The sequence below is a fragment of the Streptomyces sp. CA-210063 genome, assembly GCF_024612015.1.
Classification (GTDB): Bacteria; Actinomycetota; Actinomycetes; order Streptomycetales; family Streptomycetaceae; genus Streptomyces.
In genome coordinates, this window is record NZ_CP102512.1 from 3,817,599 (window position 1) to 3,844,289 (window position 26,691).

The 26,691-nt window shown below is 69.7% G+C and carries 22 protein-coding genes; 9 read left to right on the plus strand and 13 right to left on the minus strand.

Annotated elements, in window-relative coordinates:
* Positions 1 to 350 precede the first annotated feature (350 nt).
* The 7 genes from JIX56_RS16335 to JIX56_RS16365 form a co-directional block, all read right to left on the minus strand.
* Complete coding sequence (locus JIX56_RS16335) at positions 351 to 1,091, minus strand: hypothetical protein (RefSeq protein ID WP_257541403.1); 741 nt, start codon at positions 1,089 to 1,091, stop codon at positions 351 to 353.
* Between the two features lie 230 nt (positions 1,092 to 1,321).
* Positions 1,322 to 1,939 (minus strand): RNA polymerase sigma factor, encoded by a 618-nt coding sequence (locus tag JIX56_RS16340; RefSeq protein ID WP_306819857.1) that lies wholly within the window; start codon positions 1,937 to 1,939, stop codon positions 1,322 to 1,324.
* A gap of 380 nt (positions 1,940 to 2,319) precedes the next feature.
* Positions 2,320 to 2,748: a hypothetical protein gene (locus JIX56_RS16345; RefSeq protein WP_257541406.1), complete on the minus strand. Its 429-nt coding sequence runs from the start codon at positions 2,746 to 2,748 to the stop codon at positions 2,320 to 2,322.
* Between the two features lie 154 nt (positions 2,749 to 2,902).
* Positions 2,903 to 3,478: a hypothetical protein gene (locus JIX56_RS16350; protein WP_257541408.1), complete on the minus strand. Its 576-nt coding sequence runs from the start codon at positions 3,476 to 3,478 to the stop codon at positions 2,903 to 2,905.
* 85 nt (positions 3,479 to 3,563) lie between these two features.
* Positions 3,564 to 4,100: a hypothetical protein gene (locus JIX56_RS16355; RefSeq protein ID WP_257541410.1), complete on the minus strand. Its 537-nt coding sequence runs from the start codon at positions 4,098 to 4,100 to the stop codon at positions 3,564 to 3,566.
* A 75-nt stretch (positions 4,101 to 4,175) separates the two neighbouring features.
* Positions 4,176 to 4,979, minus strand: coding sequence for a DUF4328 domain-containing protein (locus JIX56_RS16360; RefSeq protein WP_257541412.1), 804 nt, complete (start codon positions 4,977 to 4,979; stop codon positions 4,176 to 4,178).
* Positions 4,980 to 5,111: 132 nt separating this feature from the next.
* Positions 5,112 to 6,686 (minus strand): beta-N-acetylhexosaminidase, encoded by a 1,575-nt coding sequence (locus tag JIX56_RS16365; RefSeq protein WP_257550911.1) that lies wholly within the window; start codon positions 6,684 to 6,686, stop codon positions 5,112 to 5,114.
* 259 nt (positions 6,687 to 6,945) lie between these two features.
* Between JIX56_RS16365 and JIX56_RS16370 the strand changes: the two genes are divergently transcribed.
* The 5 genes from JIX56_RS16370 to JIX56_RS16390 all read left to right on the plus strand — a co-directional run bounded on the left by JIX56_RS16370 (position 6,946) and on the right by JIX56_RS16390 (position 11,262).
* Positions 6,946 to 7,572, plus strand: a complete 627-nt coding sequence (locus JIX56_RS16370; RefSeq protein ID WP_257541414.1) for a 2-oxo-4-hydroxy-4-carboxy-5-ureidoimidazoline decarboxylase — start codon at positions 6,946 to 6,948, stop codon at positions 7,570 to 7,572.
* A 255-nt stretch (positions 7,573 to 7,827) separates the two neighbouring features.
* Positions 7,828 to 8,208: a succinate dehydrogenase, cytochrome b556 subunit gene (sdhC, locus tag JIX56_RS16375; protein ID WP_257541416.1), complete on the plus strand. Its 381-nt coding sequence runs from the start codon at positions 7,828 to 7,830 to the stop codon at positions 8,206 to 8,208.
* Between the two features lie 5 nt (positions 8,209 to 8,213).
* Positions 8,214 to 8,705 (plus strand): succinate dehydrogenase hydrophobic membrane anchor subunit, encoded by a 492-nt coding sequence (locus tag JIX56_RS16380; RefSeq protein WP_257541418.1) that lies wholly within the window; start codon positions 8,214 to 8,216, stop codon positions 8,703 to 8,705.
* Positions 8,706 to 8,728: 23 nt separating this feature from the next.
* Positions 8,729 to 10,483, plus strand: a complete 1,755-nt coding sequence (sdhA, locus tag JIX56_RS16385; RefSeq protein WP_257541420.1) for a succinate dehydrogenase flavoprotein subunit — start codon at positions 8,729 to 8,731, stop codon at positions 10,481 to 10,483.
* Positions 10,483 to 11,262, plus strand: coding sequence for a succinate dehydrogenase iron-sulfur subunit (locus tag JIX56_RS16390; RefSeq protein WP_257541422.1), 780 nt, complete (start codon positions 10,483 to 10,485; stop codon positions 11,260 to 11,262). The genes sdhA and JIX56_RS16390 overlap by 1 nt, the downstream gene beginning before the upstream one ends.
* 218 nt (positions 11,263 to 11,480) lie before the next feature.
* Here the strand turns inward: JIX56_RS16390 and JIX56_RS16395 are convergent, their stop codons facing one another.
* From JIX56_RS16395 to JIX56_RS48020, 4 genes are all read right to left on the minus strand, one after another.
* On the minus strand, positions 11,481 to 11,744 hold the full coding sequence (locus JIX56_RS16395) for a TM2 domain-containing protein (RefSeq protein WP_257541424.1): 264 nt from the start codon (positions 11,742 to 11,744) through the stop codon (positions 11,481 to 11,483).
* Positions 11,745 to 12,069: 325 nt separating this feature from the next.
* A complete protein-coding gene (locus JIX56_RS16400) occupies positions 12,070 to 12,468 on the minus strand; it encodes a DUF2752 domain-containing protein (protein WP_257541426.1) in 399 nt (132 codons plus the stop codon).
* Entirely contained in the window at positions 12,461 to 12,955 is a 495-nt protein-coding gene (locus JIX56_RS16405) for a TM2 domain-containing protein (protein ID WP_257541428.1), read from the minus strand. The genes JIX56_RS16400 and JIX56_RS16405 overlap by 8 nt, the downstream gene beginning before the upstream one ends.
* Before the next feature lie 140 nt (positions 12,956 to 13,095).
* Positions 13,096 to 13,191: a hypothetical protein gene (locus JIX56_RS48020; protein ID WP_443031827.1), complete on the minus strand. Its 96-nt coding sequence runs from the start codon at positions 13,189 to 13,191 to the stop codon at positions 13,096 to 13,098.
* 117 nt (positions 13,192 to 13,308) lie between these two features.
* Between JIX56_RS48020 and JIX56_RS48025 the strand changes: the two genes are divergently transcribed.
* The 3 genes from JIX56_RS48025 (at position 13,309) to JIX56_RS16415 (ending at position 14,993) form a co-directional block, all read left to right on the plus strand.
* On the plus strand, positions 13,309 to 13,611 hold the full coding sequence (locus JIX56_RS48025) for a hypothetical protein (RefSeq protein WP_443032043.1): 303 nt from the start codon (positions 13,309 to 13,311) through the stop codon (positions 13,609 to 13,611).
* 197 nt (positions 13,612 to 13,808) lie between these two features.
* Positions 13,809 to 14,126, plus strand: a complete 318-nt coding sequence (locus tag JIX56_RS16410; protein ID WP_257541430.1) for a helix-turn-helix domain-containing protein — start codon at positions 13,809 to 13,811, stop codon at positions 14,124 to 14,126.
* A 75-nt stretch (positions 14,127 to 14,201) separates the two neighbouring features.
* Entirely contained in the window at positions 14,202 to 14,993 is a 792-nt protein-coding gene (locus JIX56_RS16415) for a LamG domain-containing protein (protein ID WP_257541432.1), read from the plus strand.
* Positions 14,994 to 15,007: 14 nt separating this feature from the next.
* Here the strand turns inward: JIX56_RS16415 and JIX56_RS16420 are convergent, their stop codons facing one another.
* Entirely contained in the window at positions 15,008 to 15,907 is a 900-nt protein-coding gene (locus tag JIX56_RS16420) for a hypothetical protein (RefSeq protein WP_257541434.1), read from the minus strand.
* A gap of 99 nt (positions 15,908 to 16,006) precedes the next feature.
* Entirely contained in the window at positions 16,007 to 22,687 is a 6,681-nt protein-coding gene (locus JIX56_RS16425) for an RHS repeat domain-containing protein (protein ID WP_257541436.1), read from the minus strand.
* A gap of 480 nt (positions 22,688 to 23,167) precedes the next feature.
* Between JIX56_RS16425 and JIX56_RS16430 the strand changes: the two genes are divergently transcribed.
* Entirely contained in the window at positions 23,168 to 26,680 is a 3,513-nt protein-coding gene (locus JIX56_RS16430; protein ID WP_257541438.1) for a DNRLRE domain-containing protein, read from the plus strand.
* The last annotated feature ends 11 nt before the right edge of the window (positions 26,681 to 26,691 follow it).

Sequence of the window (26,691 nt, forward strand, 5' to 3'; positions counted from 1 at the left end):
CGCTCTCGCGGACCGGGTTCTCGCCGTCGTGGTTGCTCAATCAATGGTTGCGGTCTCAGGACCGCTGGATGGTTGCAGTGGTCTTCCGCCATCCGCGATCCGGCGCGAATGGCACGTTACGGCCTGAAACCGCTGGCCGTCCATGTCCGTAGAACATGCAACTAACTCGTGATGCGGAGAGGTGTGACAGAAAACGCGGGCGCGGCGCTGTAGGTAATACGGGTCGCCGCGCGGCCCGTGCCGCGCGACGGTCGGGGCCTCTCCTGTGGGGGGTGGCGGCCCCGACCGTTGCCATCGGCGGAGTCGGCCGGGTGTCTTGCGAGTACGGGGGTCTTGCGAGCACGCCGGCCCTACTTCGTTTTCCGGGCCTCGTCCGCCTGCCCCTGCCGACCGCCGGACGCACTCGGCCGATTCGGCTCATTCGAGGTGCTTGACTCCCTGGCCGTGCCCGGCTCACCCGGCTCACTCGGCTTGTTCGACGCGCTCGGTTCGCTCGACCTGCCCTGCCCGCCACCTTCGCCTTCGCCGTTGTCGGTCGGCCGCTCGGCCTTGTCCGGCGGGGACGTGCGCTCCTCGTCCCGCCGCCCGTCAGCCGCCGTCGGGCAGCTGAGCCCAGAACCCTTGCCGCTGCTGCCGGTCTTCTTCTCGTACGCGCGGCAGTCCGCCTCGGTCTCCCCGGCCGTGTCGGGCCGGTCGGACGTCGAGGGGAGCGAGGGAGTCGTGCGCGGGTCGTTCGTGGAGCCTGGCCAGGAGGGGGCGCCGTCCGTCGTGCGGGGACGCCGGTCCCGGCCGCCGTGGTCCCCGCCGGTGCCGTTGTCGTCGCGCGCGGCCGAGCCGATCGCCGCGAAGGCGACTCCGCCGAGGGTGAGGCTGGCCAGCAGCACGGCCAGGGTGGTGCGTACGGAGAGCTGGAGGCGGCGCCGCGCGTTCGGCCGCCAGTCGTCGCGGCGGCGGGTGCGGGCGGTGCCCGGCCCCCTCTCCCGGGCCTCCCGGAACGCGGCCACCGCCCGCGCCTCGCCCGCGCTGTCGGCCACGGCACCACCGCGTACGGCGGCGGCGAGGAGGGCATCGAGGGACGGGGTGTCACTCATGTCCCGGCGGTCGGCCGGGCATCCGCTGTCGCGCCGTTCACCCATGTCCGACTCCGCCTCTGCCCGACGGCATCTCGCGCGCCCTTCCTTGTCGCCGTGCTTCCCGTTGGTGTCACGCCCGCGGTGACCTTGGTGGCCGCGGTGACCGTGGCCGGCCTCGCTGCCGCTGTCGTCGCGACCGCCACAGCCGCCGTCGCCGTCATGCCCGCGGCCGCGGCCGCCGCTGTCGGTCATCTCGACTCCCCCAGCGTCCGGGGGCCGTCATCCGTCACACCCTCGCTCCGCAGGAGCTGGGCGAGCCGCTTCAGTCCCCGGTGGGTGGCGGTGCGGACCGCGCCCGGGCGTTTGCCCAGGACGCGGGCGGCGGCGGGGCCGTCGAGGCCGACGACCACGCGCAGCAGGACGGCCTCGGCCTGGTCGCGTGGCAGCCGGGCGATCAGCGCGAGGGCCTGCTCGGTGGAGAGCGACTCCAGGGCCTGGTCGTGCGTGCTGTGCGTGCCGGGCAGTTCCAGCAGGTCGTTCTCCAGGGCGGTCGCCCGGGGTCTGACCTTCTGGCGCCGCAGATGGTCCAGGGCCCGGTGCCGGGCGATGGTCGCGCTCCAGCCCCGGAAGCCGGCCCCGTCGCCCTTGAACCGCCCGAGATCTCGCGCGATCTCCAGCCAGGCGTCCGAGGCGACGTCCTCCGCGTCGTCCCCGACGATGCCGCGCAGATACCCCAGCAGCCCGGGCTGCACGAGCCGGTACGCCACCGCGAACGCGGCCTCGTCTCCGGCCTGGGCCCGCGCTATGGCCGCGCCCAGTTCCCCGTCGTACGCCTGCACGCGCCGAGGTTCCCCTCCCTGGCCCAAGCTGTCCGAGACAGTGCCACGTCAGTGCCGGGATCGCGTTTCCGGGGGCGTCCCGGCCGCCGCCAACCCCCCACGGTCATCTGCGTCGCATCTCGCGGAAGTGTCACAGCCCGTCGAGCGAACCCCCGAAGATCACCCGGAAGGGGGAACACCGTCCTCTTTCACGACATAGGCCACACGAGCACCCCCGGATGACGATGTGCACGCGGGAGAGCTCGAAGGTGCCGGTTGTGTGGCGAGTGCGGGTGGTGTGTGGTTGCTCGCGCAGTTCCCCGCGCCCCTTAAAAACCCCGGGCGCGCCCCATGCCGTCAAGGGGCGCGGGGGAACTGCGCGACCAGCCCCCACCCACCCGCACCCGAAGAACCACCCACGACCGGACTCAGCCGGAGGCCATCGCGTCGTGGCACAGCAACCGCAGCGAGCCGTCCCCCACGAAGCACCGCCGGGCCTCGTCGAAGGGATCCCAGAAGCGGCCGTCCCAGGTACGCACCCAGTACCCGCCGCCCGACTCGACCCACTCACCCCCGGCCCACCGCACCACGACCTCCCCGCCATACGCCCCGAACCCCCGAAGCACGCTCTCCACCGCGGCGTACGGCGCCCCCTCCCGCCGTATCTCCTCGATCATCCGGTCCACCCGCCACAGACTCTGTGCCGAGTAGTCGAGGCGCACCCGCGCCCCCTCCCGCATCATCGCCACCGCGTCGGCCGCCCACCGGGCAGGCTTCGCCGCACTCCCGGACCGGTTCCCGAGGCTCCCCGACGTGGCGGGCGTACTGACCGAATTGATTGTCTGCTGTGCGCTCACACTGGAGTCAGCGCCCGCCCCACGGCCCGCGTCACACGATTTCGCCGCCATGCGCGACACCGGTGCAGGACCACCACACCGGCCCCCAGGACACCCACAGGACCCGCTCAGAGAACGGGGTTTACCCGCCTGCGCCCAGCCACCCCCGCCACCCTCAGCGCCGCGCCCCCCGCGCCCGCCGCGACACGACCGCCCGCAGCACCCGCCGCCCCTCCGTGGACACCCCGAGCGCCTGCCGAACCCCCGCCGCGCCGTGCTGCGCGAGCAGTTCCAGCACCACGACCTGGCGGCGCAGTTCGGCGGCGACGAGATGGGAGACGCCCTCGGTACGGCCCTCACGACAGGCCGCCACCAAGTCGTCACCCCCGCTGTCCAGCGGGTCGAGCAACTGATGGATGCGCAGGGCGGCGAGAGAACACACGTCGGCCCACTCCCGCAGCCCGTCACCGGACCGCTCCTCGGGAACCGCGTCGAGCATCCGACGGGCGAGCACGACGACCTCCTCGTCCCCGCCGGCGGAGGCGGAGGACGACACCGCGGCCTCCAGCTCACCCCGCACCTTCGCCGCCCGCTCCCCCCAGCCCTCCCCGTCGTCCACCAGCCCCGCCCACAGCGGACGCAGCACCTCGTCGTCGCCTCCGAGAAGCGGTACGCAACGGTCCAAACAAGCCAACCCGCTTGCCGCCAGACCGCGTTCGTCGGCCTGGGCGATCAGCTTCACCAGGCTCATCACGCCTCCCCAAGATCCCGCTCGACCACACCCCGGTTATACGGAGCCCACACTTCCCCTTACTGCGTGCAACGACGCGTGAGTGTCACAGCGGTACGACCCCGAGCCGGTCGAGCAATCGGAAGAGAATGTTTTCAGCCAACGGGTCCGCCGGTCCAGGTTCTGAGGTGAACACATCGGCCAATGACCGCTCGACGACGACCCGCCCGGCCTCCGCGGCCCAGGCGACGGCGCGTTCGGCGGCGTCGCGCGGTTCGAGGAAGTAGTCCTCCACGCCGAGCCCCTCACCGTCACCGAGATACGCGGCCATGGCGCGCCGCGCGAGGCAGGTGGTCCACGCCCCGCTCTCCGGCCCGGCGGCCTCGACGACCACACAGTCGCTGCCCATGACGTACCCGAACAGCGCGGGCGCGCCCGTCTCCCGGGCGAGCGTGTTCATGTTCCCGATGTCCCCGACGTCCGCGGCGCCTTCGTCATCGGCCGCGCCGCTCGGGCACTCCCACACCTGCCAGCCGCCGGCCGCCGTCGCACGCAGCGTCATGCCCTCGGCCCCGGCCAGCGCGTCCAGCTCCGCGAGCGGCCGCCCGCTGCGGCCCACGACGTAGTACCCCCAGTAGCCCATGCCGGGAATACACCACATCCGTACGGCAGTTCGCCCCCGGAATCGGGCAATCCGCACGGTCGCGCCGAGACGGGGTCAAACAGAGACGGGCTCCGGCGCGCGCGGTCCGCTCCGCGCCCTGTCGTCCTGCATCCGCGTGAGCGCGAGGACGAAGAGGATGGCGAGCACGGCGCCGGGTATCTCGATGGCGTCCGCGAACAGCACCTGCTCGGTCGCCGATTCCAGCTCCTCGGCCGTCTCGGCCCTGCGGTAGACCCTCGCGCTCGCCTGGCTCGCGACACCGCCGATGATCCACAGCGTCCACCAGACGTTGACGAGGGCGTGCGACCGGGGCTTGTCCCACGGGCTGCTGGCGTCCCAGCAGTCGAGGGCGATCCGGCGCGGGAACCAGAGGTTCACGATCGGCACGAACCAGCCGCCGATCGCCCAGCCCCGCTTCTTCCGGTGTCCGAACGGTTCGAACACCTCAGCGTTGACCCGCACCCGGTGGAACCAGATCAGGAACACGACAACGGTGGCGAGATAGGCGAGCACCTGAGCGCTGCCGGTCAGACCGTAGAACCGGTCGGCCCGGTCGGCGTCCGCCTCGACGGCGGCCCCGTACTCGCCGTCCGCCATCCTGCCCAGCACATCGAGCATCGTGAGGTCCGCCCACACCGCGACCAGGTCGGTCACGATGACCGCCCCGAGCAGGATCGCCACCGCCCGCCCGAGCCCCACCGGCGACCGCAGCCAGGCGGGGCCGTGAGGCGACTGGATGGGCAACGCCGTGTGCGCGGGGAGCTGCGGGGCCGCCGGATGCAGGTCCTCCGCCTCGCACTGTCGGCACACCTGACCGCCGGGTGCCGCCGCGTAGTTCCCGCAGCGCGCACAGTTCATCGTGAAGCCCCCATGTGATCGAAACACACCAAGCGCGGCCCTCCCCAGGCCCTCACGCTCAGCAACAAGAACACGCGGAAGATACGGGTCGCCCGCCTCGCCCGTCCACTCCCTTTCCCTCCCCCGGGGAGCTCAGCTCACCTTCCCCGCCAGCTCCCGGAACTCCGCCCAGCTCAGCCCCGGCTTCGCCGGATCCCAGAGCTTCTGCGACAGCGCCCGCAGCGGCATCCGTACGCCCGCCGCGACCTGCGCCTCGGTCTGCCGGTTCGCGAGGTCGCACCAGACGGCGAAGGAGCCGCCGAGGATCTGGTCGTCGTACTGCGCGGAGACGGCCGTCGTACCGCGCAGCACCCGTGGCGTCCAGGACTCGTAGATGCGCTGCCCGGTCGGGTAGACGAACTGGTTGGGCTCGCCGAGGACGTAGTACAGGTACTCGTCGTTGTAGTTGATCACTTGCCGCCCGGCGCTCAGATACTCGACCGGCGGGCGCGCCCCGATCTCCTTGCCCGTCCAGTACGCGACCTGGACGGCCTTGTCCGCCTGGACCGATCCGCCCCGGAAGAACCCGTCGTTCCAGGCCCGTACGGTCCGGTCGTGCCCGAGCATCACCTTCGCGCGGTCGTTCAGCCACCCGGTCGCCAGATCGGCGACGGTCGCGCCGGAGCCGTACTTCGCCCGCGCGGCGGCGGCCAGCTGCGGATACGAGGCCTCGGGGTTCGACACCATCAGCGCCCGGTACTCGTCGGCACCGAGATGCCAGTACGCGCCGTCGAAAAGACCGGCGTACTCGTCGAGCAGCTCGTCGACGACCTCGGCGGCGGCCGGCTTGGAGATGTCCACGGCCCCGCGGGCGGCGACACCCTGCGCGTCGACCAGCTGAAGCTCCGGATTCCCGGCGATCACCGCCCCCAGATGCCCGGGCGAGTCGATCTCCGGGACGACCTCGATGTGCCGGCTCCTCGCGAGGTCCAGGATCTCCTTCACCTGGGCCTTGGTGAGGTGCTGCTCCGACACCACCTCGGGGTGGGACGTGGACTCGATCCGGAACCCCTGGTCGTCGGAGAAGTGCAGCCCGAGCTGGTTGTACTTGAGGTCGCCCAGCTCCCGGATGCGGTCCTCGATCCAGCCCGCCGTGAAGTGCTTGCGCGCGATGTCGAGCATGAATCCGCGCTGCGGCTTGGCCGGCTCGTCCCGTACGACACCCTCCGGCGCCGTACCGCCGCCGCGCACCTCCTGCTTCAGCGTGCGGGTCCCGTAGAACACACCCGCCTCGGCGGGCGCGGCGATCCGCACCCGTCGGTCCTTGACGGTCAGCGTGTACGCCTCCGAGCTCGACTTTCCCGTCCCGTCGATCGCCAGCTCGACATCCCCGTCCCGGGGCTCCGTCTCCCCGACGTACGCCAGCCCCAGCTCCCCGGCGGTCAACCGCCCCTCGTCCGCCAGCGCCGCGTTCCGTACGACGACCCGGCCCCCGGCGGCGGGCTTCCAGCCGGGACCACGGGCGGCCTCGTGCTGCCGTACGGCGGGGATGGTCCGAGGCTTCTGGGACAGCGGATACGTACGCGACGGCGACGGAGACACGGACGGCGAGCCCTCGGCGGCGCTCACGGACGACGGCTCCCGCGACGGCTCCGACCCGCCCGGCCACACGGTCACGGCCACCGCGACCGCCCCACCGGCCAGAACAACTCCCGCGCCGAGGAGCAACCCCTTGGACGTGATCGCCGTCTTCCTGCTCGGAGCTCTCCGCCGACCACGGTTCACGACGCGTCCCCGGCCCCGGTCCCGGTCCCGGTCACCATCCACGACATCTCACGCACCTCTCGCCCGTACCTGCCCCCGCTCTCACTCCCGGCTCTCTCCCGAGCCCCTTCTCGAACCTACGGCCTCCCACCACCCCACCCGTCCACCACAGCTTCCGAAACTCTCCCGTTCGGGTGAAATTCGGTCATCGAACGGACAGCCCATGACCCGCCTCGATAACGTGGTGGCACATCTCGCACACCCTGCCCTGCCGGCCCCTACGCATCGCCGAGGATCCACGCTGCCCCCGCACCGTCTTCCCCACCTCCCCGGCCAGGTCGCCATACCGGAGCAGGACCGCACCCCCGGCCCGTCGGCACTGGAGCGGTTCAACGACGCGCCCGCCGACACCGCCCGCCAAGCCCTCCTCACCTGCCTGCGCAGCCTCCGCTGGGCCCACCGCCTCACCGACCACCGCGCCTACCCCGACCTCGACGCCCTACTCGCCGCGTCGGACGAGGCCGCGTACGACCTCACAGCCGCCGACCTCGCCGAGGCCCTGGCCGGCGAAACCCTCCCCACCCTCCCCCCGGACACCTACGGCGTGGCCCACACCGCCCTCAACGCCGCCCACGCCGCCTACGAGGCCCGCTTCGGCCACGTATTCGTGATCTCCCTGGACGGCAGGCCCCCGGCCGAGCTCCTCGACCGCACCCTGGAGGGCATCCGCTCCCGCCTGGCGAACGACCCGGAGGAAGAACGAACAGTGGTGGCGGAAGAACTCCGCCGCCTGGCGAGACACCGCCTCACACAGCTGCTGGGGAACTTTTCAGCCCCCGCCAGGCATTAGCAGGGGCACGGGGAACCGCGCGACCAGCCACAACGAACCCGCATCCGGCGACGCACAGGACCCCCACCCCGGAAGCCGCCCGGTACTCACCCTTACGTGCACCTTTGTATGCCAGTTTGATCACACCAACCATCCCGGCTTAAGCCAAGTGCAACGACGTCGCTACCATGGCCGGGGCCGGTGGACCGTACCCGGCCGGGTCAGACCGACAAGCAAGCCGGCCGGCCCCAATCCCCGCTCCCGGAGGGTTCTTCCGTGCCGGCTGGAACGCTGTACCGCGGCCGGGAAGGAATGTGGTCCTGGGTGGCTCATCGAGTCACCGGCGTCCTCATCTTCTTCTTCCTGTTCGTACACGTGCTGGACACCGCTCTCGTACGTGTCTCCCCCGACGCCTACGACAAGGTCGTGGCCACGTACAAGACGCCGATCGTCGCGCTGCTGGAGTACGGCCTCGTCGCCGCCATCCTCTTCCACGCGCTCAACGGTCTTCGGGTCATCGCCGTCGACTTCTGGTCGAACGGCCCCCGTCACCAGAAGACGATGCTCTGGACCGTCGTCGGCATCTGGCTCGTGCTGATGATCGGGGCCCTGTACCCCGTCCTCGGCCACGCCGTCCGTGAAGTCTTCGGGAGCTGAGGCAGATGTCCGCCACTGAAACCACCGCATCCGGCATCGGCCCCGTCGAGGGCGCCGGCGCGCTGTCGGGCTACAGCCCCGACAACCCGGCCCCCGTCATCGAGCCGCCCCGCAAGCGCACCAAGAAGACCCCCAGGTCGACCCGCGGCAACTTCGAGATGGTCGCATGGCTCTTCATGCGCCTGTCCGGCATCGTCCTGGTCGTCCTGGTCATCGGCCACCTGCTGATCCAGCTCGTCCTCGACGGCGGCGTCTCCAAGATCGGCTTCGCGTTCGTCGCGGGCCGCTGGGCGTCCCCGTTCTGGCAGACCTGGGACCTGCTGATGCTGTGGCTCGCGATGCTGCACGGCGCCAACGGCCTGCGCACGGTCATCAACGACTACGCGGAGCGCCCGAACACCCGCCTGTGGCTCAAGGGTCTGCTCTACACCGCCACGGTGTTCACCATCCTGCTGGGCACGCTGGTGATCTTCACCTTCGACCCGAACATCCGATAGGCACGGGGCTGAGGTAACCGATCATGAAGATCCACAAGTACGACACCGTCATCGTGGGCGCCGGCGGCGCCGGTATGCGCGCGGCCATCGAGTCCACGCAGCGCAGCCGTACCGCCGTGCTGACCAAGCTGTACCCCACCCGCTCCCACACGGGCGCCGCGCAGGGCGGCATGGCCGCCGCGCTCGCCAACGTGGAGGAGGACAACTGGGAGTGGCACACCTTCGACACGGTCAAGGGCGGTGACTACCTGGTCGACCAGGACGCCGCCGAGATCCTGGCGAAGGAGGCCATCGACTCCGTCCTCGACCTGGAGAAGATGGGCCTGCCGTTCAACCGCACGCCCAACGGCACGATCGACCAGCGCCGCTTCGGCGGTCACAGCCGGAACCACGGCGAGGCCCCGGTCCGCCGCTCCTGCTACGCGGCCGACCGCACCGGCCACATGATCCTCCAGACGCTGTACCAGAACTGCGTCAAGCACGGCGTGGAGTTCTTCAACGAGTTCTACGTCCTGGACCAGCTGATCACCGAGGTCGACGGCGTCAAGAAGTCCGCCGGTGTCGTGGCGTACGAGCTGGCGACCGGCGAGATCCACGTCTTCCAGGCGAAGGCCGTGATCTACGCGTCCGGCGGCTGCGGCAAGTTCTTCAAGGTGACGTCGAACGCGCACACGCTGACCGGTGACGGCCAGGCGGCCGTGTACCGCCGGGGTCTGCCGCTGGAGGACATGGAGTTCTTCCAGTTCCACCCGACCGGCATCTGGCGCATGGGCATCCTGCTGACGGAGGGCGCCCGCGGTGAGGGCGGCATCCTCCGCAACAAGGACGGCGAGCGCTTCATGGAGAAGTACGCGCCGGTGATGAAGGACCTCGCGTCGCGAGACGTGGTGTCGAGGTCCATCTACACGGAGATCCGTGAGGGCCGCGGCTGCGGTCCCGAGGGCGACCACGTCTACCTGGACCTCACTCACCTCCCGCCGGAGCAGCTGGACGCCAAGCTCCCGGACATCACCGAGTTCGCGCGGACGTACCTCGGTATCGAGCCCTACACGGACCCGATCCCGATCCAGCCGACCGCGCACTACGCCATGGGCGGCATCCCGACGAACGTCGAGGGTGAGGTCCTGCTCGACAACACCACCGTCGTCCCGGGCCTGTACGCCGCCGGTGAGGTCGCCTGTGTCTCCGTGCACGGCGCCAACCGTCTCGGCACCAACTCGCTGCTCGACATCAACGTGTTCGGCAAGCGGGCCGGCATCGCCGCCGCCGACTACTCCCAGAAGGCCGACTTCGTCGAGCTGCCGGAGAACCCGGAGTCACTGGTCGTCGAGCAGATCGAGCGGCTGCGCTCGGCCACGGGCAACGAGCGCGTGGCGGAGCTGCGGCGCGAGCTGCAGGAGACCATGGACGCCAACGTCATGGTGTTCCGCACCGAGCAGACGATCAAGACGGCCGTCGAGAAGATCGCCGAGCTGCGCGAGCGCTACAAGAACGTGTCGATCCAGGACAAGGGCAAGCGGTTCAACACCGACCTCCTGGAGGCCGTCGAGCTGGGCAACCTGCTCGACCTGGCCGAGGTCATGGCCGTGTCGGCCCTCGCCCGCAAGGAGTCCCGCGGCGGTCACTACCGCGAGGACTACCCGAACCGCGACGACGTCAACTTCATGCGCCACACCATGGCGTACCGCGAGGTGGGCGACGACGGCGCCGAGTCCATCCGTCTCGACTACAAGCCGGTCGTCCAGACCCGCTACCAGCCGATGGAGCGTAAGTACTGATGGCTACACCCACCCTGGACAAGGCGGACAGCGCCGGCAAGCCGGAAGCCGGCTTCGCCGACTCCCCGTACATCACCGCCACGTTCCGCATCCGCCGTTTCAACCCCGAGGTCTCGGCGGAGGCGGTCTGGGAAGACTTCCAGCTGGAGATCGACCCCAAGGAGCGTGTCCTCGACGCGCTGCACAAGATCAAGTGGGATCAGGACGGTTCGCTGACCTTCCGTCGCTCCTGCGCGCACGGCATCTGCGGCTCGGACGCCATGCGGATCAACGGCAAGAACCGCCTCGCGTGCAAGACGCTGATCAAGGACATCAACCCGGAGAAGCCCATCACGGTCGAGGCCATAAAGGGCCTCACGGTCCTCAAGGACCTGGTCGTGGACATGGAGCCGTTCTTCCAGGCGTACCGGGACGTGATGCCCTTCCTGATCACGAAGGACACCAACGAGCCGACGCGCGAGCGTTTCCAGACCGCCGAGGACCGCGAGCGCTTCGACGACACGACGAAGTGCATCCTCTGCGCCGCCTGCACGTCCTCGTGCCCGGTGTTCTGGAACGACGGCCAGTACTTCGGTCCGGCCGCGATCGTCAACGCCCACCGCTTCATCTTCGACTCGCGTGACGAGGCCGGTGAGCAGCGTCTGGAGATCCTCAACGACCGGGACGGTGTGTGGCGTTGCCGTACGACCTTCAACTGCACGGACGCCTGTCCGCGCGGTATCGAGGTCACGAAGGCGATCCAGGAGGTGAAGCGGGCGCTCATCACGCGCCGCTTCTGATCCGCCGCCGGTGTTCGTGACGGAAGGCCCGCAGGTCCGCCTGCGGGCCTTCCGTCGTTTCCGGTTGCGTGCGCGCAGGTCCGCCTGCGGGCCTTCCGTCGTTCCCGGTTGCGTGCGGGCCCACGCACGAGGGCCTCGTCCTCACGCGAAGCTCCTGGGAAGCTCCGCGGCGGACGAGGCCCTTCGGTCGATCACCTCGGCGGTGATCCTCAGCGCGATCAGCCGCGCAGGACACGGCCCTGCGAGTCGGTGCGGTCGTTGCTCGTGAGGAACAGGATGCCGTCGATCAGGGCCCAGAAGCCCAGACCACCGCAGGTGAGGAGCTGGGCGACGCCCACGCCGACGGAACCGACGTAGAAACGACCGATGCCGAGCGTGCCGAGGAAGAGCTGCAGGATGCCCGCGACGATCTTCGACTTGTCGGAGTACGGGCGACCCTGCGGGTCGTGGCCGAAGGGAGCGTCAGGGGTGGGGACGGTCATGGAAGTAACTCCTGGATGTACTGACTGAATAACCGAAGCGGATTGCTTCGGGGGGATCGCAGGAGAGAAGGCGCGGCGATGACCGGCAGCGATCGGGCACGGCGAACACCGGCCAACGATCGAGCACGACGTAATCCCCCGTCATCCCCCCTGTCGCCGTTGCAGCGTAGTGAGACACCTGGGACGGATGGGAGTGGATTCAGGCGATCGTTCCGATTCCGTGATCCGATTCCAGCCAACTTGCGACAACTGACCGACGTAAAGCGGGCGTAAGGGATTTACGGGGGTCCGCAGGGGGAAGGAGACAGGGCTCGGCCGTGCCCGCTCAGTGAAGGTTGCGGACGATCGTCCACGTCACCGCGATGCCGAGGATCAACGCCTGGGTGCGGGGCTTCGGTTCGGGGCGCCAGCGGCGGCCGCGCAGGCCCTCGACGAACCAGCGGCCCAGCAGCGCGAGCGCGAAGGGCGCGGCGAGGAGCAGTACCCGGTTGTCGTGCCAGGCGGCGGCGAACTGGCCGTGCATCAGGTCGTACACCATGCGGCTGCCGCCGCAGGCGGGGCAGAGCAGCCCCGTGACATAGCGGAACGGGCACTGGGGCAGCAGATGGCCGGGCTCGTGCGGGTTGGTGCCGTACAGATACGCGGCGCCCGCCAGCCCGGCGGCGGCCACCGCGAGGGGGGCCGCCGCCGGATGCCGGAGGACGGTGAGGCCGCGCTCAGCCACGCAGGACACGTCCGTTGGAGTCCGTGGTGTTGCTGCTCGTCAGCAGGATGATGCCGTCGACCAGCGCCCAGATGCCGAAGCCGCCGCAGGTGAAGAGCTGCCCGAGGCCGAGGCCGACGTGACCGATGTAGAAGCGGCCTACGCCGAAGGAGCCGAGGAACAGCGAGAGGATGCCCGCGACGATCTTCGACTTGTCGGAGTACGGGCGGCCGTAGGGGTCGTAGCCGTACGGGGCGTTGGGGTCACCCGTGTAGCTGCCGGCGCCGGGGGGTGCCTGGTAGCCGCCGCCCTGCGGATAGCCGCTCTGCTGCGGGTAGCCGCCCTGCTGCGGGTAGCCGTAGGCGGCCTGGTCCGCTCCCGGCTGGTAGCCGGGCTGCGGGGCGCCGTACGGGTTGGCGCCCGGCTGGCCGGGGGCGGCGGGGTACCCGTATCCGGGCTGCTGCGGCGGCTGCGGGGGCTGAGCGGGCTGCTGGGGCTGCTCGGTCACGGTACTGACTCCTGCGTTGTTGAGTGCTTGAGCGGCTGAATAGCTGAATATGGGCTGTCCGTCATATTGCAGGAGGGAAGGGCCCGGAGAGAAGTTGTTACTTCGACCGGTCCCCACCCGGCACCCGCATGTGGGCGGAGTCACAGCCCTTGATCACAGGTGGCTGAGGACCGTCGGTCCGTGATCTCCGTGTCCTTGGCGAGCAGCATCGCCTTGCTGAGGATGACAGTGAGCATACGGTCGCCCTCATAAGGGAGACAGCCGGTCCGCGTGGTTCGGTTCCCGTCGCTGGTGGCCGACTTGGGGACGATGCCCCGTCGGACGCTGCTGGAGCGGCTCGTTCCGGGCTCGCGATCGCCGACCGGTGCACCCTTGAGGGGCGCTTCCTTCAGGTCACGGGCGAACCGCACACGTACCGGATCCATATCCTGCTCGGCTCGGGCGACATGTCGCCGACGACCGATACCTGTTGCCAGGTCGGGTCATTGCCCACGCCGGCCACCCTCACGAACAGGTCGACGTCGCACAACACTTGGGAGAGGACGAGCGGCGGTATCTCAGTGAGGGGGACCGGGTCGACCAGATCGCGACGGTCGGGGCAGGCCACATGGTGTACTCACCGCTCCAGCAGGGGGCGTGGTTCTGCGGGGCGTTGAGCGGATAGGGGCCGGCAGGAACCGGCCGGCGGTCAGCTCGCCCTCGGCGAGGACGCAGAAGGAGCCGGACTGCCAGAAGTTGACCCACCCACCGAGCCGGTCCACAGCGTGGTGCCGCCGCGCGATCCCCCTGCCGAGAAACGCTGTACCGAGTGGCTGGACCACCTGGCCCAGCGCCGGCAGAAGGAGACAGAGCGATGACCAGCTTCCACCCATGGGACGAGGTCAAGGAAGAGGTCTTCGACACCGAGGACCTGGACGCGATCGTGGCGGGTGCCCGGCGGATGGTCTCGGAGGCGCGGGCGCACCGGCTCGCCGAGATGCGCAGGCAGCTCGGGCTCACCCAGCGGGAGGTCGCCGACCGTATGCACGTACGGCAGGAACGGGTGTCCGCCATCGAGCGCGGCAGGACCGAGTCCGCCGAGGTGGGGACGGTGGCGGCCTACGTCGAGGCGCTGGGCGGGGAGCTGGAGATCGTCGCGAACTTCAACGGGACCCGGGTGGTGGTGGCATAGCTCTCCACGTTCTCCACTGGCCGGATACCGTTCAACTCATGCGACGCATGGGGCAGTTGCTACAGACTGCCACTCATGAACGCCCTGAGGAAGGCCGCCGCCGCACTGTCGGCCGCGGCCGCGATCCTGATCGCGATACCCCCCACCGCCTCGGCAACGCCCGCCCCGCATCAGACGTACGGCGGCACGCTCGTCCGGGAGAACTTCAATCACCTCCCCCTCGGCCCGGTGACCAAGGGCCGGGGCTGGACCACCGACACATCCAACGGCACCCTGACCGTCGAGCCCAGCGCCGACGGCCGGGGCCGCGAACTCCGCATCCGCACCGAGGGCAACGGCCGCGCCTTCGTCGTCCTGTCCGATCTCGCCCCGCCCGGCAACAGCTTCTGGGCCCGGATGCGGCTGCGCGTGGCCGAGTTCCCGACCGCCCCCGACTGGGCCCACTGGACCCTCGCGGAGGCCTCCGGCGCCGATTCCCCCACCCTCGTCCGCCCGCTCGGTGGCCAGTACGCGCCCACCGACAAGGGCAACTTCTATGGCGTGGGCTCCGACCTGGGTCCGACGGGCGACTGGACCAACTGGAAGACCTCGGCTCCGGCCGTCGCCGGGAAGTGGCAGTGCGTCGAGTTCCACCTGGACGCCACCGACAACCGGGTCACCGTCTACTTCGACGGAGTCGAACAGCCCGACCTCACCGTCTCCACGAAGCAGCACGGCGGCACGGCCGACGACTTCGTCTTTCCTCGCTTCGACGAGCTCAAGTTGGGGTGGCAGCTGTATCAGGCGGACCCTGACCCGTCGTCGTACGACGTCCGTCTGGACGACATCGCGCTGAGCGCGCGGCGAGTGGGCGGCTGCGGCGGCTGACGGTCGGGCGCCGGTCAGTCGTCGAGGACGACCATGTTCGTCGGCGGCTGACCGGGCACCGGCGAAGGGCCGCGGAAGTCACCCTGGACCAGCACATCACGGACCACACCGTGGACGGCCCGCACCGCCTCACTGTCGTATTGCTGGAAGGTGGGGGTGGCCTGGAGGAGGAGTGAGCCGTTCGGGAGGGACGACACCGCCGAAAAGGCGCCCGTGGCCCCCAAGGCCTCCTTTCCGCCCAGGAGTTCGGCGACTCCGGCGGGCACGACCATGAGCCATGAGTAGCCCCTGAGCAGGGTGCGCCACTGCGGTGCGTTGCTCACCGGGTCACTCGGCCGGCCCCGCAGTCGGCTCTCCAGTTCGGTGGCGCCGCCGCTGCGGCGGTACGAGACATGGCCGAACACCACGTCGTACCGGTCGCAGGCCCAGCGGACGGCGGCGAGCAGGCGCTCGTGCTCGGCGGCCGTCGTCCCCGGAGCCACCAGGGCCGCGGTGTCCACGTGGAGGCCGAGCTTCACGAATTCCGGCAACTCCTCCTCGAAGACGACCGTGAAGGAGAGGTCAGAATTGCCGACTTCCCCCTTCTCCGAGAAACGGCCGATCTTCACGCCTGCCGATTCGGGCTGCTCGGAAAGGTGTCGGTCCAGCCAGGGGAGCGTATCGGCGGTGTAGGGGTTGTACAGCACGTCGAAAGTCCCCTGGGGAGAGACCTGGACATATCCCCAGAGGCCTTTCCGGTTCTTCCTGGGAACACTGTCGGCGACCCGCGAGAATCCTTTCGGGGAGAACTTCACGTTCTCCGGCAGCGCGTCGACCGCTCCTTGCCGGTCGTATTCCCGGACACCGCCGGTGAGCCAGCCGAGGGCCGCTTCCCGAAGTTTCTCCGGTTGTTCCGCGTGGACCGTGAGTTCCACGAAGAGACCGTGACTGACGTCGAAATCGACCGAGTTGAGTGCGCCCACTGTGAACCGCCCAAGGATCTCACTGGCTTTTGGGCGCACTCTACCCGTCCGCTACTCCAGCCCGAAGGGGCTGGTGAACATCTTGCCGATCACGTAGATGGCCATCGACGCGGCGGCTCCCAGGGCAATGTCCCGTTGCTGGTCCGGGGTGGGCTGCCAGGCCTGGATCTTCTCCAGGACCGGCACCGATTCACGCTGGTAGCCGTCGGGTCCCTTGCCGCGCGGTGGCATCTTCCGTGTCCACCAGCCGATCACACCCTTGTATTCCTCTCCGGTGCGGGTGGAGCCCTTGCGCTGCTGTGTGGACTCCGCCACCAGTTGCTTCTTCGGGTCCAGCGGGTCCAGGGTCGTGATCTGGGGAAGGTTGTTGCCCCGTTCGACGGTCCGGAATGTGCCTTCCTTCCGCTCGATCTTCCGCAGCGCGTTGATGTAGCGGTCGAGAGTCGCGGGACCGTCCAGTTCCGCTGTCTTCGCCGACTTCACCTCCCACACGAAGATGGTGTCCGGGAAGATCACGACGACGTCGGCGAAACCGCCCTTTCCGTTTTTGCGCTGTGCTCCCGGAATGTAGTACTCGGTCTTCACCTGTACGTCCGGGTTGTGCCGCCAGAGGAACCTCAGATAGATGGCCACCGCCGCGACCGCGGCATTGTGGCGGAGCCGGTCCGCGGCCATTTCCTTGCCGTCACGACCCTTGCTGGTGTTTCCGGAGCCGTTGTTGGTGGATCCGCCACCGCCGCCCTCGTAGTAGAGGATGAGGCCGGTCGGGTCGCTCTTGCTGATCGGGCTGCCGTTGCTGTACGTGTACCCGTTCATCTGCAGCGGGTCCGCGATGTCGATGACCGGGTCGGCCGACAGGAAGCGGCCGGACGCCTGGTCGTACTCGCGGGCGCCGATGTGGGTCAGGCCGGTGGCCGCGTCGTCGATGCCGACGCCGAGGTAGCCGCGCCGGTTGGGCCAGGTCGACGGCTTGGGGCCACGGACCTCGCCGTACGGCTTGAAGGCGCGGCGGGTGACCGTCTGGCCGCTCGCCAGATCGACGGTCGTGTTCGCCGTGCCGAGGTGGTCGGCGAGCAGGACGGTGAGCTTGTGTCCGGTGGTCGCGCCGTTGGTGGTGGTGCGGACCGCCGTGGGGGCGCCTGCCTGGGCATAGGCACGTGCGGCGCGGGTGATGGTGCCCGAGGAGTTCGTGGTCAGCTCGGTCTCGCCCAGGTGGAGGGTCGAGCCCGAGGGGGAGTTCTCCAGGACGCGGTTGCCGTCGGCGTCGTAGACGTACGTCGTCTTGGTGCCGTCGTCGGTGATCGTGTCGAGCTTGTTCTCGGACGTCCAGGTCAGGTCCTGGGTCGTGGTGGCCAGATCACGGACCTCGGTGTTGCCCGCCGCGTCGTAGGTGTAACTGCTGCCCTTGCCGGACGGGGTGGAGCCGATCCACTTCACGGTGTGCGGCTGCGCGCTCTCGTAGCCGTACGTGTAGCCGACGTTCTTCGTCGCGTCCGCCGGGTCGTGCTCCGTCATCGTGGCCCGGTTGCCGAGCCAGTCGAAGGTGAAGGACTGGCGGTAGGCGGTGGCGCCGGTGGAGACCGTGGCCGTGTCGGGAGCGGCGGCCGCCAGGGTGGAGCTGAGGGAGGCGTCGGGGCCCGACACGTCGGTCGACGCGTCCGGGGCGTCGGCCACCGGGCCGGACGAGGTCTCGTAGTCGGTGCGCGGGCCCCATGTGGTGCCGTTGGACGACTTGCAGCCGGTGCCGTTGCCGGTGGGGGCCGCGTTCGAGGTCCAGGCGTTCACCAGCTCGCCCATGGCGTCGTACGTGAAGCACTGGGTGTCCCACGTCTCGCCGGAGGCCTCCGCCAGCTTGCGGGCGTGGGAGGTGATGATGCCGGAGGCGTCGTACGAGTAGTAACTGTCGCTGATGCGGTGCGGGCCCGAGGTCTCACGGTCCGCGACCGTGCGCTGGAGCTTGCCGGTGCGCGGGTCGACGAAGTTGGTCGTCCACACCCGGTACGGCTGGGAGCCGGAGACCGTGCGCATGACCTCGCCGAACGGCGAGTACGTGACGTCGGAGGTGTACCAGGCGAGACCGGACGTGGACTCGGCCAGACCGTCGCCGTTGTAGCGGGTGACGACCTTCTCCCTCGCCAGCCCGCCCACGGCGGGCATGGTGACGGACTCCGGCCGTCCGGTGACCTTGGTGTACGTGTACGCGTAGGCGTAGGTGCCGGCGACGCCCGTCGTCATCGTGTTGGCGGGGATGACCGTCTCACGGCCGGTGGGCCGGTATCCGGCGTCGTAGCCCGTGACGCGGTTGATGTAGTCGCCGTTCGCGGTGTGCCGGATCGAGGAGACCAGCCGGCCGAGCCCGCCGGGCAGCGAGTCGTAGGTGAACTCCTTGGCCGGGGTGGCGGTTTCGGAGCCCTCCCGGACCTTGGTGACCCGGCCGAGGACGTCGTATTCGGTGTACGTCGTCTGTGACCGGGAGGTGGTCACCTTGTTGGGCCGGTCGGCGTCGTCGTACCAGGTGTCCGTCTTGCCGGTGTCCGGGTCCGTGGCGGAGGTGACCCGGCCGCGGGCGTCGTAGATGTACGACCAGATGTTGCCGGCCGGGTCGGTGACCCTGCTGCGGTTGCCGCGGGAGTCGTACTCGTAGGTGGTCGCGCGCCCGGTGGTGCTGGAGGAGTCGTCCTGGCTGTAGTGGTGGACCGAGGTGACCCGGCCGAGGGCGTCGGTGTAGGTCCGGGTCCTCGGGGTGGTCGAACCGGCCGGGTTCACATAGGTGCTGGTGTCGGAGTGGGTCGTGTACGTCGCGTACCTGTAGTCGCCGTCCAGGTAGGTCGACAGGCGGACCTGGCGTTCCATGCCGTCGTAGCGAGTCTTGGTCCAGCTGGGGATCTGAGCCTTGGACCGGGGGGCGAACAGCTCGGCGGCCGGCTCGCCCTTGGCCAGGTACTTGCCGGTCTGCTCGTCGACGAGGCCGTGGTCGTTGTACGTCGTGTCGCTGACGACGCGGCCGGGGCCGTGGGCGTCGGTCTGGACCTGGACCTCGCGCATCAGGCCGTCGTAGACGGTGACCTTGCTGCTGTAGGTGCCGTCGTCCTTGAGCGACTTGACGGTGACGGCGGCGGGGCGGGTCTGGGCGCTGGTGGCGATCGCGCTCTGGTAGGCGATCACGACGTCGGGGGCCGTCGCGGTCGACCGCGCCGCCGTCCAGCCCTTCACCAGCCGGCCGAGGGCGTCGTACTCGGTGCGCGTCGTCCGTCCGTTGGCGTCGGAGACCGTCAACGGGAGGCTGCGTCCCGGATCGAAGGTCGTCGCGGTGGCGTGGCCCTTGGCGTTGATCAGCTTGCTCGCGGTGAGCGGGCCGCCGCCCTCGGGCGTGTACTGGGTCTCGGTGGTGCCCTGGCCGGGCTTGGTGACGGTACGCACTCGGCCGAGGTCGTCGTAGGTGGTGTCGGTGACGAGCGAATACGCCGATCCGGTGCCGTTGGTCTCGGCCACCGAGGTGATCTGCCCCTTGGTCGGGGTGGCGCCGTGGGCCAGCTTGTCGTAGGTGGTGCGGACCGCCTTCTTCAGCTGGGTGGCGGGGTCGGCGGCGTCGTGGCCCGCGCAGGAGGTGCCGGTGGTCCTTTCCTCCTTGGGCAGCCCGATCAGCCAGACAGAGGTGTTGTGAACGTAGGTGGTTCGGGTGCAGGTCCGGTCGGAGAGGGTCTCGCCGGAGCCGTTCGGCTTGACCATGGCCGTCTCGACCTGGACGGGCAGACCGTAGGTGTCGTCGACCTCGGTGAGGGTGCGGACGGACCGCCAGCTCGTGTCCCCGACCCGCTGGATCTCGTCGGCGCGCTTGACGCCGCTGCGATGCGCGAGCATCGGGTCCATGTCCGCGCCGTTCTCCGCCTCCCGGGCGCGGGACGCGGTCTGCTTGGACCAGGGGAAGGTCAGTGTCCGCTTCTGCCAGCGCTTGTCGGAGTTGAGGTGGACGATGCTCTCCGCCGTCATGCCGGCGTACTGCGGGGCGTCGTCGGCGATGAGCGTGTACGCGCCCGTGGAGTCCTTGATCTCGCCGCCGACGCCCTGGAAGTAGCGCGTCTCCACATACGACTGGGCCTGCGGGTCGCCCTGCTGGGAGCTGGTCTTGCTGCCCTTGGTGACGGCGACCTGGCGGTAGCCGCGCCAGTCGCTGTGGGTGCGCAGGGACGGGCGGGTGAACTCGTCGTCGTTCTTCGCCCAGGCGGGGCCCGTGTAGGCGTACTGGGTGACGACGGGCTTGCCGCGGGAGGTGACCTTGTCGGTCTCGGTCACGGTGTGGACGACGTACTTGTTGAACCAGGACTTGGCGGGTGTCTTCTCGTCGCCGTCCGGGGACCAGCGGACCGGGTAGCAGGTGCCGTTGTTCCTGCCCTTGTCCTCGGACGGTTCGCTCGTGCAGCCGCCCTTGTACTCGACCTCGATGTCACCGCCGTACTCGGTGGCGACGGTGCCGATGCGGGGCCGGGTGAAACCGGGGCGCTGGTCGTTCGCTCCGGTGAGCACGAGGTTCGGGAGCTGGCGGTCCCGCAGCCGGGTGCGCAGCGGTGAGCCCGAGCCGACGGAGTACTCGGCGAAGCTGACGCCGTCCGTGTGCTGGAGGGTGCCGGTGCTGTCCCCGGGGGCGTAGCCGCGGCGGGTGATCGAGTTCAGCCAGAGGCCCGGGGAGGTGTCGTACCAGTCCTCGGGGAACGACTGGTGGAGCTGGTAGGTGTCCACCTTGCCCAGGCCGGTCTGGCCGGCGCGGGCCGCCTTCGTCGTCACCGTGTCGAGGCGCATCTGGGTCCAGAAGGACGGGAAGGCCGGGCACAGCTTCGACGTCGACTTGCAGTTGAGGTTGCCGGGGGTGTCCCACCAGGGGCGGTAGGCGCCGGGGTCTGCGGTCTTGGCGAAGTTCGCCGCGTCGCAGGCCGTCTCGGACTTCAGGCAGCGCTGCCGGACACCGAACTCGACGGTCGCGGACGGCTTGGTGAGGTCCGCGCGCATGCCGTACTCGATGGTCGTCGGGTAGGCGTAACGGTCGTACTGCTCGGGGGACTTGAACTTCTTCTTGACGGAGTAGTAGTTCGTCTCCTGCTTCCAGTTGACGACCAGGGTGTTGCCGTACACGTCGACGATCTTGTCGAGACCCCAGCGCCAGGCCTGCTTCTTGCCCGCGCCGCAGCGGGAGTCCGCGAAGGCGGTGGCGTGGCAGGGTTCGCCCGGGTGGTTGCCGAAGACGGGGACGGTGGACACCGAGTCCGTGTCGGCGTGACCGCCGCCGACCTGGTTGAGACCGAAGTAGTGCTTGGTGCCGTCCGGGGTCGTGACGATCCAGTACTCGCCGTTGTTGTCGCCGTTGCTGCCGCCGGTGCGGCGCTCGACGCGGGTGCCGTCGTCCTGCTGCGGACGGTAGACCTCGGTGTCCGTCTCCGGATCGCTGCCGGAGGGAGCGTCCCGCACCAGCTCCGTGGTCTTGCCCGCCAACGACATCACCGCGTTGTACGACGCCCAGCACAGGTCGGCCGTCTTGTCCTTCTTGGCCGTGTTGTTGGGCGTGCCGGACTTCATCGCCTTGCGGTCGTCCTGGCAGGAGCGGTAGCGGCGCTCGATGTGGCCGGCGTCGTAGTCCCAGCCCTCACCGATCCAGGAGACCTGGGGGGAGGAGACCGCGGTACGGCCGTCCACCGTCTGGGAGTTGTAGTTGAAGGCGACGCTCGGGGCCGGGCCCGCCGGGGCAGCCGGGATCGTCAGCGGGTACGACCAGGTGAAGGCGCCCGACGAACCGCCGGCCTCCCACTTGCCGTTGGCGACCAGGGGCGTGGCCTTGAAGGTGCCGCCCGCGCCGCCGCCGGAGTCGACCGCGCCGACGACGGCGGAGTCGCCGGTCGCGGCGACCGGGGTGGCGGAGGTGCTCGACGTGCGGAACGCCGCCTGGGCGACGGTCGGCCCGTCGGACTCGGCCACCTCGGCCGCCGCGGCGGGAGTCACCGTCCCGTCCGCCGCCGTGTCCACCGTCGCCGTGATCGACTGGGTCTTGGTGTCGTTGGTGGTCTCCAACTCCTCGTACTCCTGGCACGCCTCGACGTCCGGCGTGGTCAGGTAGCACTCGGGGAACTGGACGAAGCGCAGCCGGGAGGCCCAGTCGGCGCCGTAGAGGTTCCTGAACTTGGCGTAGTCGAGCTTGACCGAGATCGGCACCGAGCCGGTCGCGGGGGCCTGGACCTTGACGACGGCGCCGTCGACACCCTGGGAGACGGCGGCGGCGCGGTCGTAGACCTGGACGCTCCAGGTGCCGGTCGGGGCGGCCTGGTCGGGGGCCTGGCCGAGGCTGACAGGGAGGTCTTCGACGGGGGTGACAGCGACCTGCTGGGCGGTCGCGGCCGTGCGGGCCGAGGCGGGGCTGGTGGTGGCCGCGCCGCCGAAGCTCACCGAGCCGGCGTCGGGGGCCGGTGCCGTGGCCGTGCCTGAGGGGGCCTGCTCCAGATCTTCGGGGACCTCGACCTTCAGGGTCTCCAGGTCCCGCTCGAAGGCCTCACCTGTGATCGGCTCGTCCTGGTCGAGCGCCTCCAGGTCCAGGGTCTCGCGGCCCTTCTCGGCGACCGCCGGATCGGGCGGCAGCGCCACCGACTGCGCGGGCAGCAGCCCCACGAGCAGGGCCGCGCCGAGAGTGGGTACAACGGCCGCGCGCAGCAGACGCGTGCGACGGCGGACATGCGAAAAGCGACCGAACACGGCGAGGTCCCCCCGGACCACTCAAGGCGGGCCAGGAACGGACCACGCGTGATGGCGTATCAGATGCCGGAGATTCTGTGGCGCTCTTGTGAAGTTCCGCTAGATCGGCCGTGTGTATGTGATGACCGTCACGGTTCGTAAGCATGGATAACGGCCAGTGAAGGCCAGATCCGAGCTATTGCGGGGTAAGGGAAGGAGTCTCCGCTACGTGATCAACCACGCCATTCACCAGTTCCCCTGGCAAACGAGCTCCGAATCACGGCAGTTGACGCAGTGTTTGCGGTGATTTGCCCTCAGGAGGCTTGTCCTGGACGGCAGTTGTCGGCCGATCGCCCCGGCTTCATGTACGGATGAACGGCTTGATCCACTCAATCGCCGCTCCGGCTGCGAAGCGTGACGACGGCCCGCTCATAGGTCATCATCGGCTCGCCCGGCGAGGCCTGTCCCGCCGGTTCCAAGGGGGGAAGGGGAACTCGCCCGATGACGCGCAAGGAGCGCAACTGGCGTCGTGTGCCCGGCAGACGGACCACGGCCGCCGTACTCACCGCGGCGCTCGCCGCCACCGGCATCACCTTCATCGGCCTCGGCCTGGACGAGCCCGGCTCGCGGGGCGGGACGAGCGGGGACGGGAAGGCGAAGCCGGTCACCGAGGCCGCCGCGCTCACGCGGGCGGCGAAGACCGGGAAGTCCGTCGAGGTCACGGCGGCGCGTACGGCACGGTCCACGACGTGGGCGCGGCCGGACGGCCGGATGGCGAAGAAGCTGTACTCCTCGCCGATCCGGGCCAAGGTGGGCGGCGAGTGGAAGCCCATCGACTACGACCTCCACCGCACGGCCAAGGGCTGGGAGCCCAAGGCCACGAACGCGCGGATGGTGTTCTCAGCGGGGTCGAAGGCGGGCGGTTCAGGGGCGGGCGGTTCGAAGGCGGCGCGCGACGGCGAGGAGCGCGCCTCCCGAGCCGGCTCCGGCGTACGCCGCGTCTCCCTCGTCAAGGGTGTACGGGCCGCCGCGGACGCGGACGCGAGCCCCCTGGTCACCCTCAGCGTCGACGGCTACACCATCCAGCTGACCTGGCCGGGCGCCGTCCCCGCCCCCGTCATCGACGGCTCCCGCGCGCTGTACCCGGAGATCTTCCCGGGCGCCGACCTCGTGCTGACGGCCGACGACGAGGGCTTCGCCCAGCTGCTGGTCCTCAAGAACCGGCAGGCGGCGGCCGATCCACGCGCGCAGCAGCTGTCGTACGGCATCACCTCGCCGGACCTGACCTTCCGTCTGGACCCGGTGACGAGCGTGCTGAGCGCGGAGAACGCGTACGGCAACGAGGTGGCGGTCTCGCCGACGCCGCTGATGTGGGACAGCACCGGTTCCCCGGCGGTGACCGACGGCGGGGTCGGCGCCACCGCGCAGCCGACGACCGAGGAGAGCCCGGAGCCCAGCACACCGGCGTCCGACGAGCCGAGCGACAGTGCGAGCCCGACCGAGGAGCTGATCGAGACGGACGAGCAGGGCGACACCACACCCGAGACGCTTCCGGCGGCCACCGACGGCCCCGAGCCGACGGTGTCGGAGTCGCCGCTTCCGTCCGCGCCGGCCGAGCCGACGCCCGCGCCCACGCAGACCGGCTCGGCGGCGACGCTCGGCCTGTCCGGGCTCGACGGCCCCTCGCCGGACTCGCGCGGTGAGCTGGTCGAGGTCGACCTGTCCGGCGCGAACTGGGTGCTCACCCCGAACCTGGAGTTCCTGAACGACCCGGCCACCAAGTACCCGGTGTTCGTGGACCCGTCGGTGAAGAAGCACACCCAGAACTGGACCACCGCGTACAGCCGGCACCCCACCGCCACCTTCTACAACGGCAAGGGCTTCAACAAGGGCGGTACGCACGAGGCCCGGGTCGGCTTCGAGTCGGACACCTGGGGCACGTCGCGCTCGTACTTCAACATCGCCTTCGACAAGGACCTCAAGGGCACGAAGATCACGAGTGCGAAGCTGCGCATGCTGGAGACGTACTCCTGGTCGTGCAGCTCGCGGGCGATGAGCGTGCACCTCACGGGCGCGGTCAACGGGAAGACCAACTGGAAGAACGCGCCCAAGCTGACCGACGGCAACAAGTTCGCGACCAAGAGCTTCGCGCACGGCTACAAGTCCGGCTGCCGGGACGCGTACGAGACCTTCGACGTGAAGAAGGCAGCGCAGAAGCGGGCCGACGAAGGCAAGGACAGCATCACGTTCGGCCTGCGGGCGCGGGACGAGAACTCGCAGTACTCGTGGAAGAAGTTCCAGGCGAACGGCGACAACGCGCCCGTGCTGGAGCTGGTCTACAACCGCAAGCCGGCCATCGACTCCAAGTCGCTCGACCTCGGCCCGGACGCCAAGTGCACCACCACCGAGCCGTACGTGCGCATGGGCTCGGGGAACCTGACGTTCACCGCGCGGGGCTCCGACAAGGACAAGAACCTCGACTTCCTCGACTTCGACTTGTGGGCGACCGGCAAGTGGGACACCACAGGCGACCTGCTGGGCTCCACCGGCAAGGTCTCGGTCGGCGGCGACAAGGAGGTGGCGCTGCGCACCACGAGCGGCTTCGCCACCAGCAAGCTCACCAACGGCACCCTCTACTCCTGGCGGGTGCGGGCCCTGGACGACGCGAACGCCAGCTCCGGGTACGCGCCGGCCAAGACGCCATGCCGCTTCGTCCTCGACACCACCGCGCCCAAACCGCCCAAGGTCAGCTCCACCGACTTCCCGAACGCCGACGGCGCCGAGAACGGCTTCGGCAACGACGCCGAGGACGCCAACTGGTCCACCAAGAAGTTCGGCACGCCGGGCTCCTTCACCGTCCGCGCGCTCAACACGGACGTCGTCCGCTACGAGTACGGCTTCAACTCGGCGAGCTACCCGTTCAGCCTGAGCCGCACCTCCGGCACGGCCACGACCGTCAGCGCGACCCTCGCGAACGCGAAGCCGCCGACGGCAGGGCCGAACGTGCTGTACGTCCGTGCCGTGGACGCCGCGGGCAACCCCTCGCATCCGACGAAGTACTTCTTCTACGTCACCCCGCGCGACCAGGCCGACTCCCCCGGCGACTTCACCGGGGACAAACTGCCCGACCTGATGGTGGTCACCGACGCCGGCAACCTGGCCCTGTACCCCTCCCAGGCCACCAACGACCTGGCCAAGGGCTCCGGTGACCTCGACTACTCGATGCCGGGCGCCTACCGGGCCAACCCGGCCAAGGACCCGAACGGTGACGACCTGCCGCCCTTCGTCGCCGCACCCTCCGGCCATTTCAAGGGTGCGCTGATCACCCACAACGGCGACATCTACGGCGGTGACGGCCTCCAGGACCTGGTCGTCCGGCTGGGCGACAAGCTCTGGGTGTACCCCGGCGACGGCTACGGCGCGGTCAACATCGACCGCCGGGTGGAGATCCTCCTCCCTGCGGGCGCCCCCAGCCCCGCCTCCCTCACCCAGATCGTCTCGGCCGGCGACGCCACCGGGGACGGCCGCACGGACTTCTTCGCCACCATGGGCGACGAGCTCTGGGCCTTCACCGGCTACCACGGCGCCAGCATCGACCAGGCGATCCGGCTGTCCGGCTCCGCCTGGACCGAGCGGGACATCGTCAACGTGGCGGACCTCTCCGGCGACGGAGTGACGGACCTGGTGTACCGCACGGACGTCTCCAGCCGGCTCCTGCTCCGTAAGGGCATCAAGGCGAGCGCCGGCGGTACCGAGCTGACCTCGCTGGGCTCCGCCGCGGCCTCGGCCGACGGCGAGGACGGTGTCTACGCCACCGCCGGCTGGGGCAGCTCCAGCATCTACCTCATCGCCGGCACACCGGACGCCAACGGTGACTCCGTCCCCGACATCTGGGCCGTCCGCACCGACGGTACCGTGCGCTTCCACACCGGCAGCCGAACGGCCCTGTCCGGCCCGGGCACGGAGGTCATCGGCGCGGCGAGCTACTGGAAGAACCGGATCGCCATCGGCTGAGGCAGTGAGGC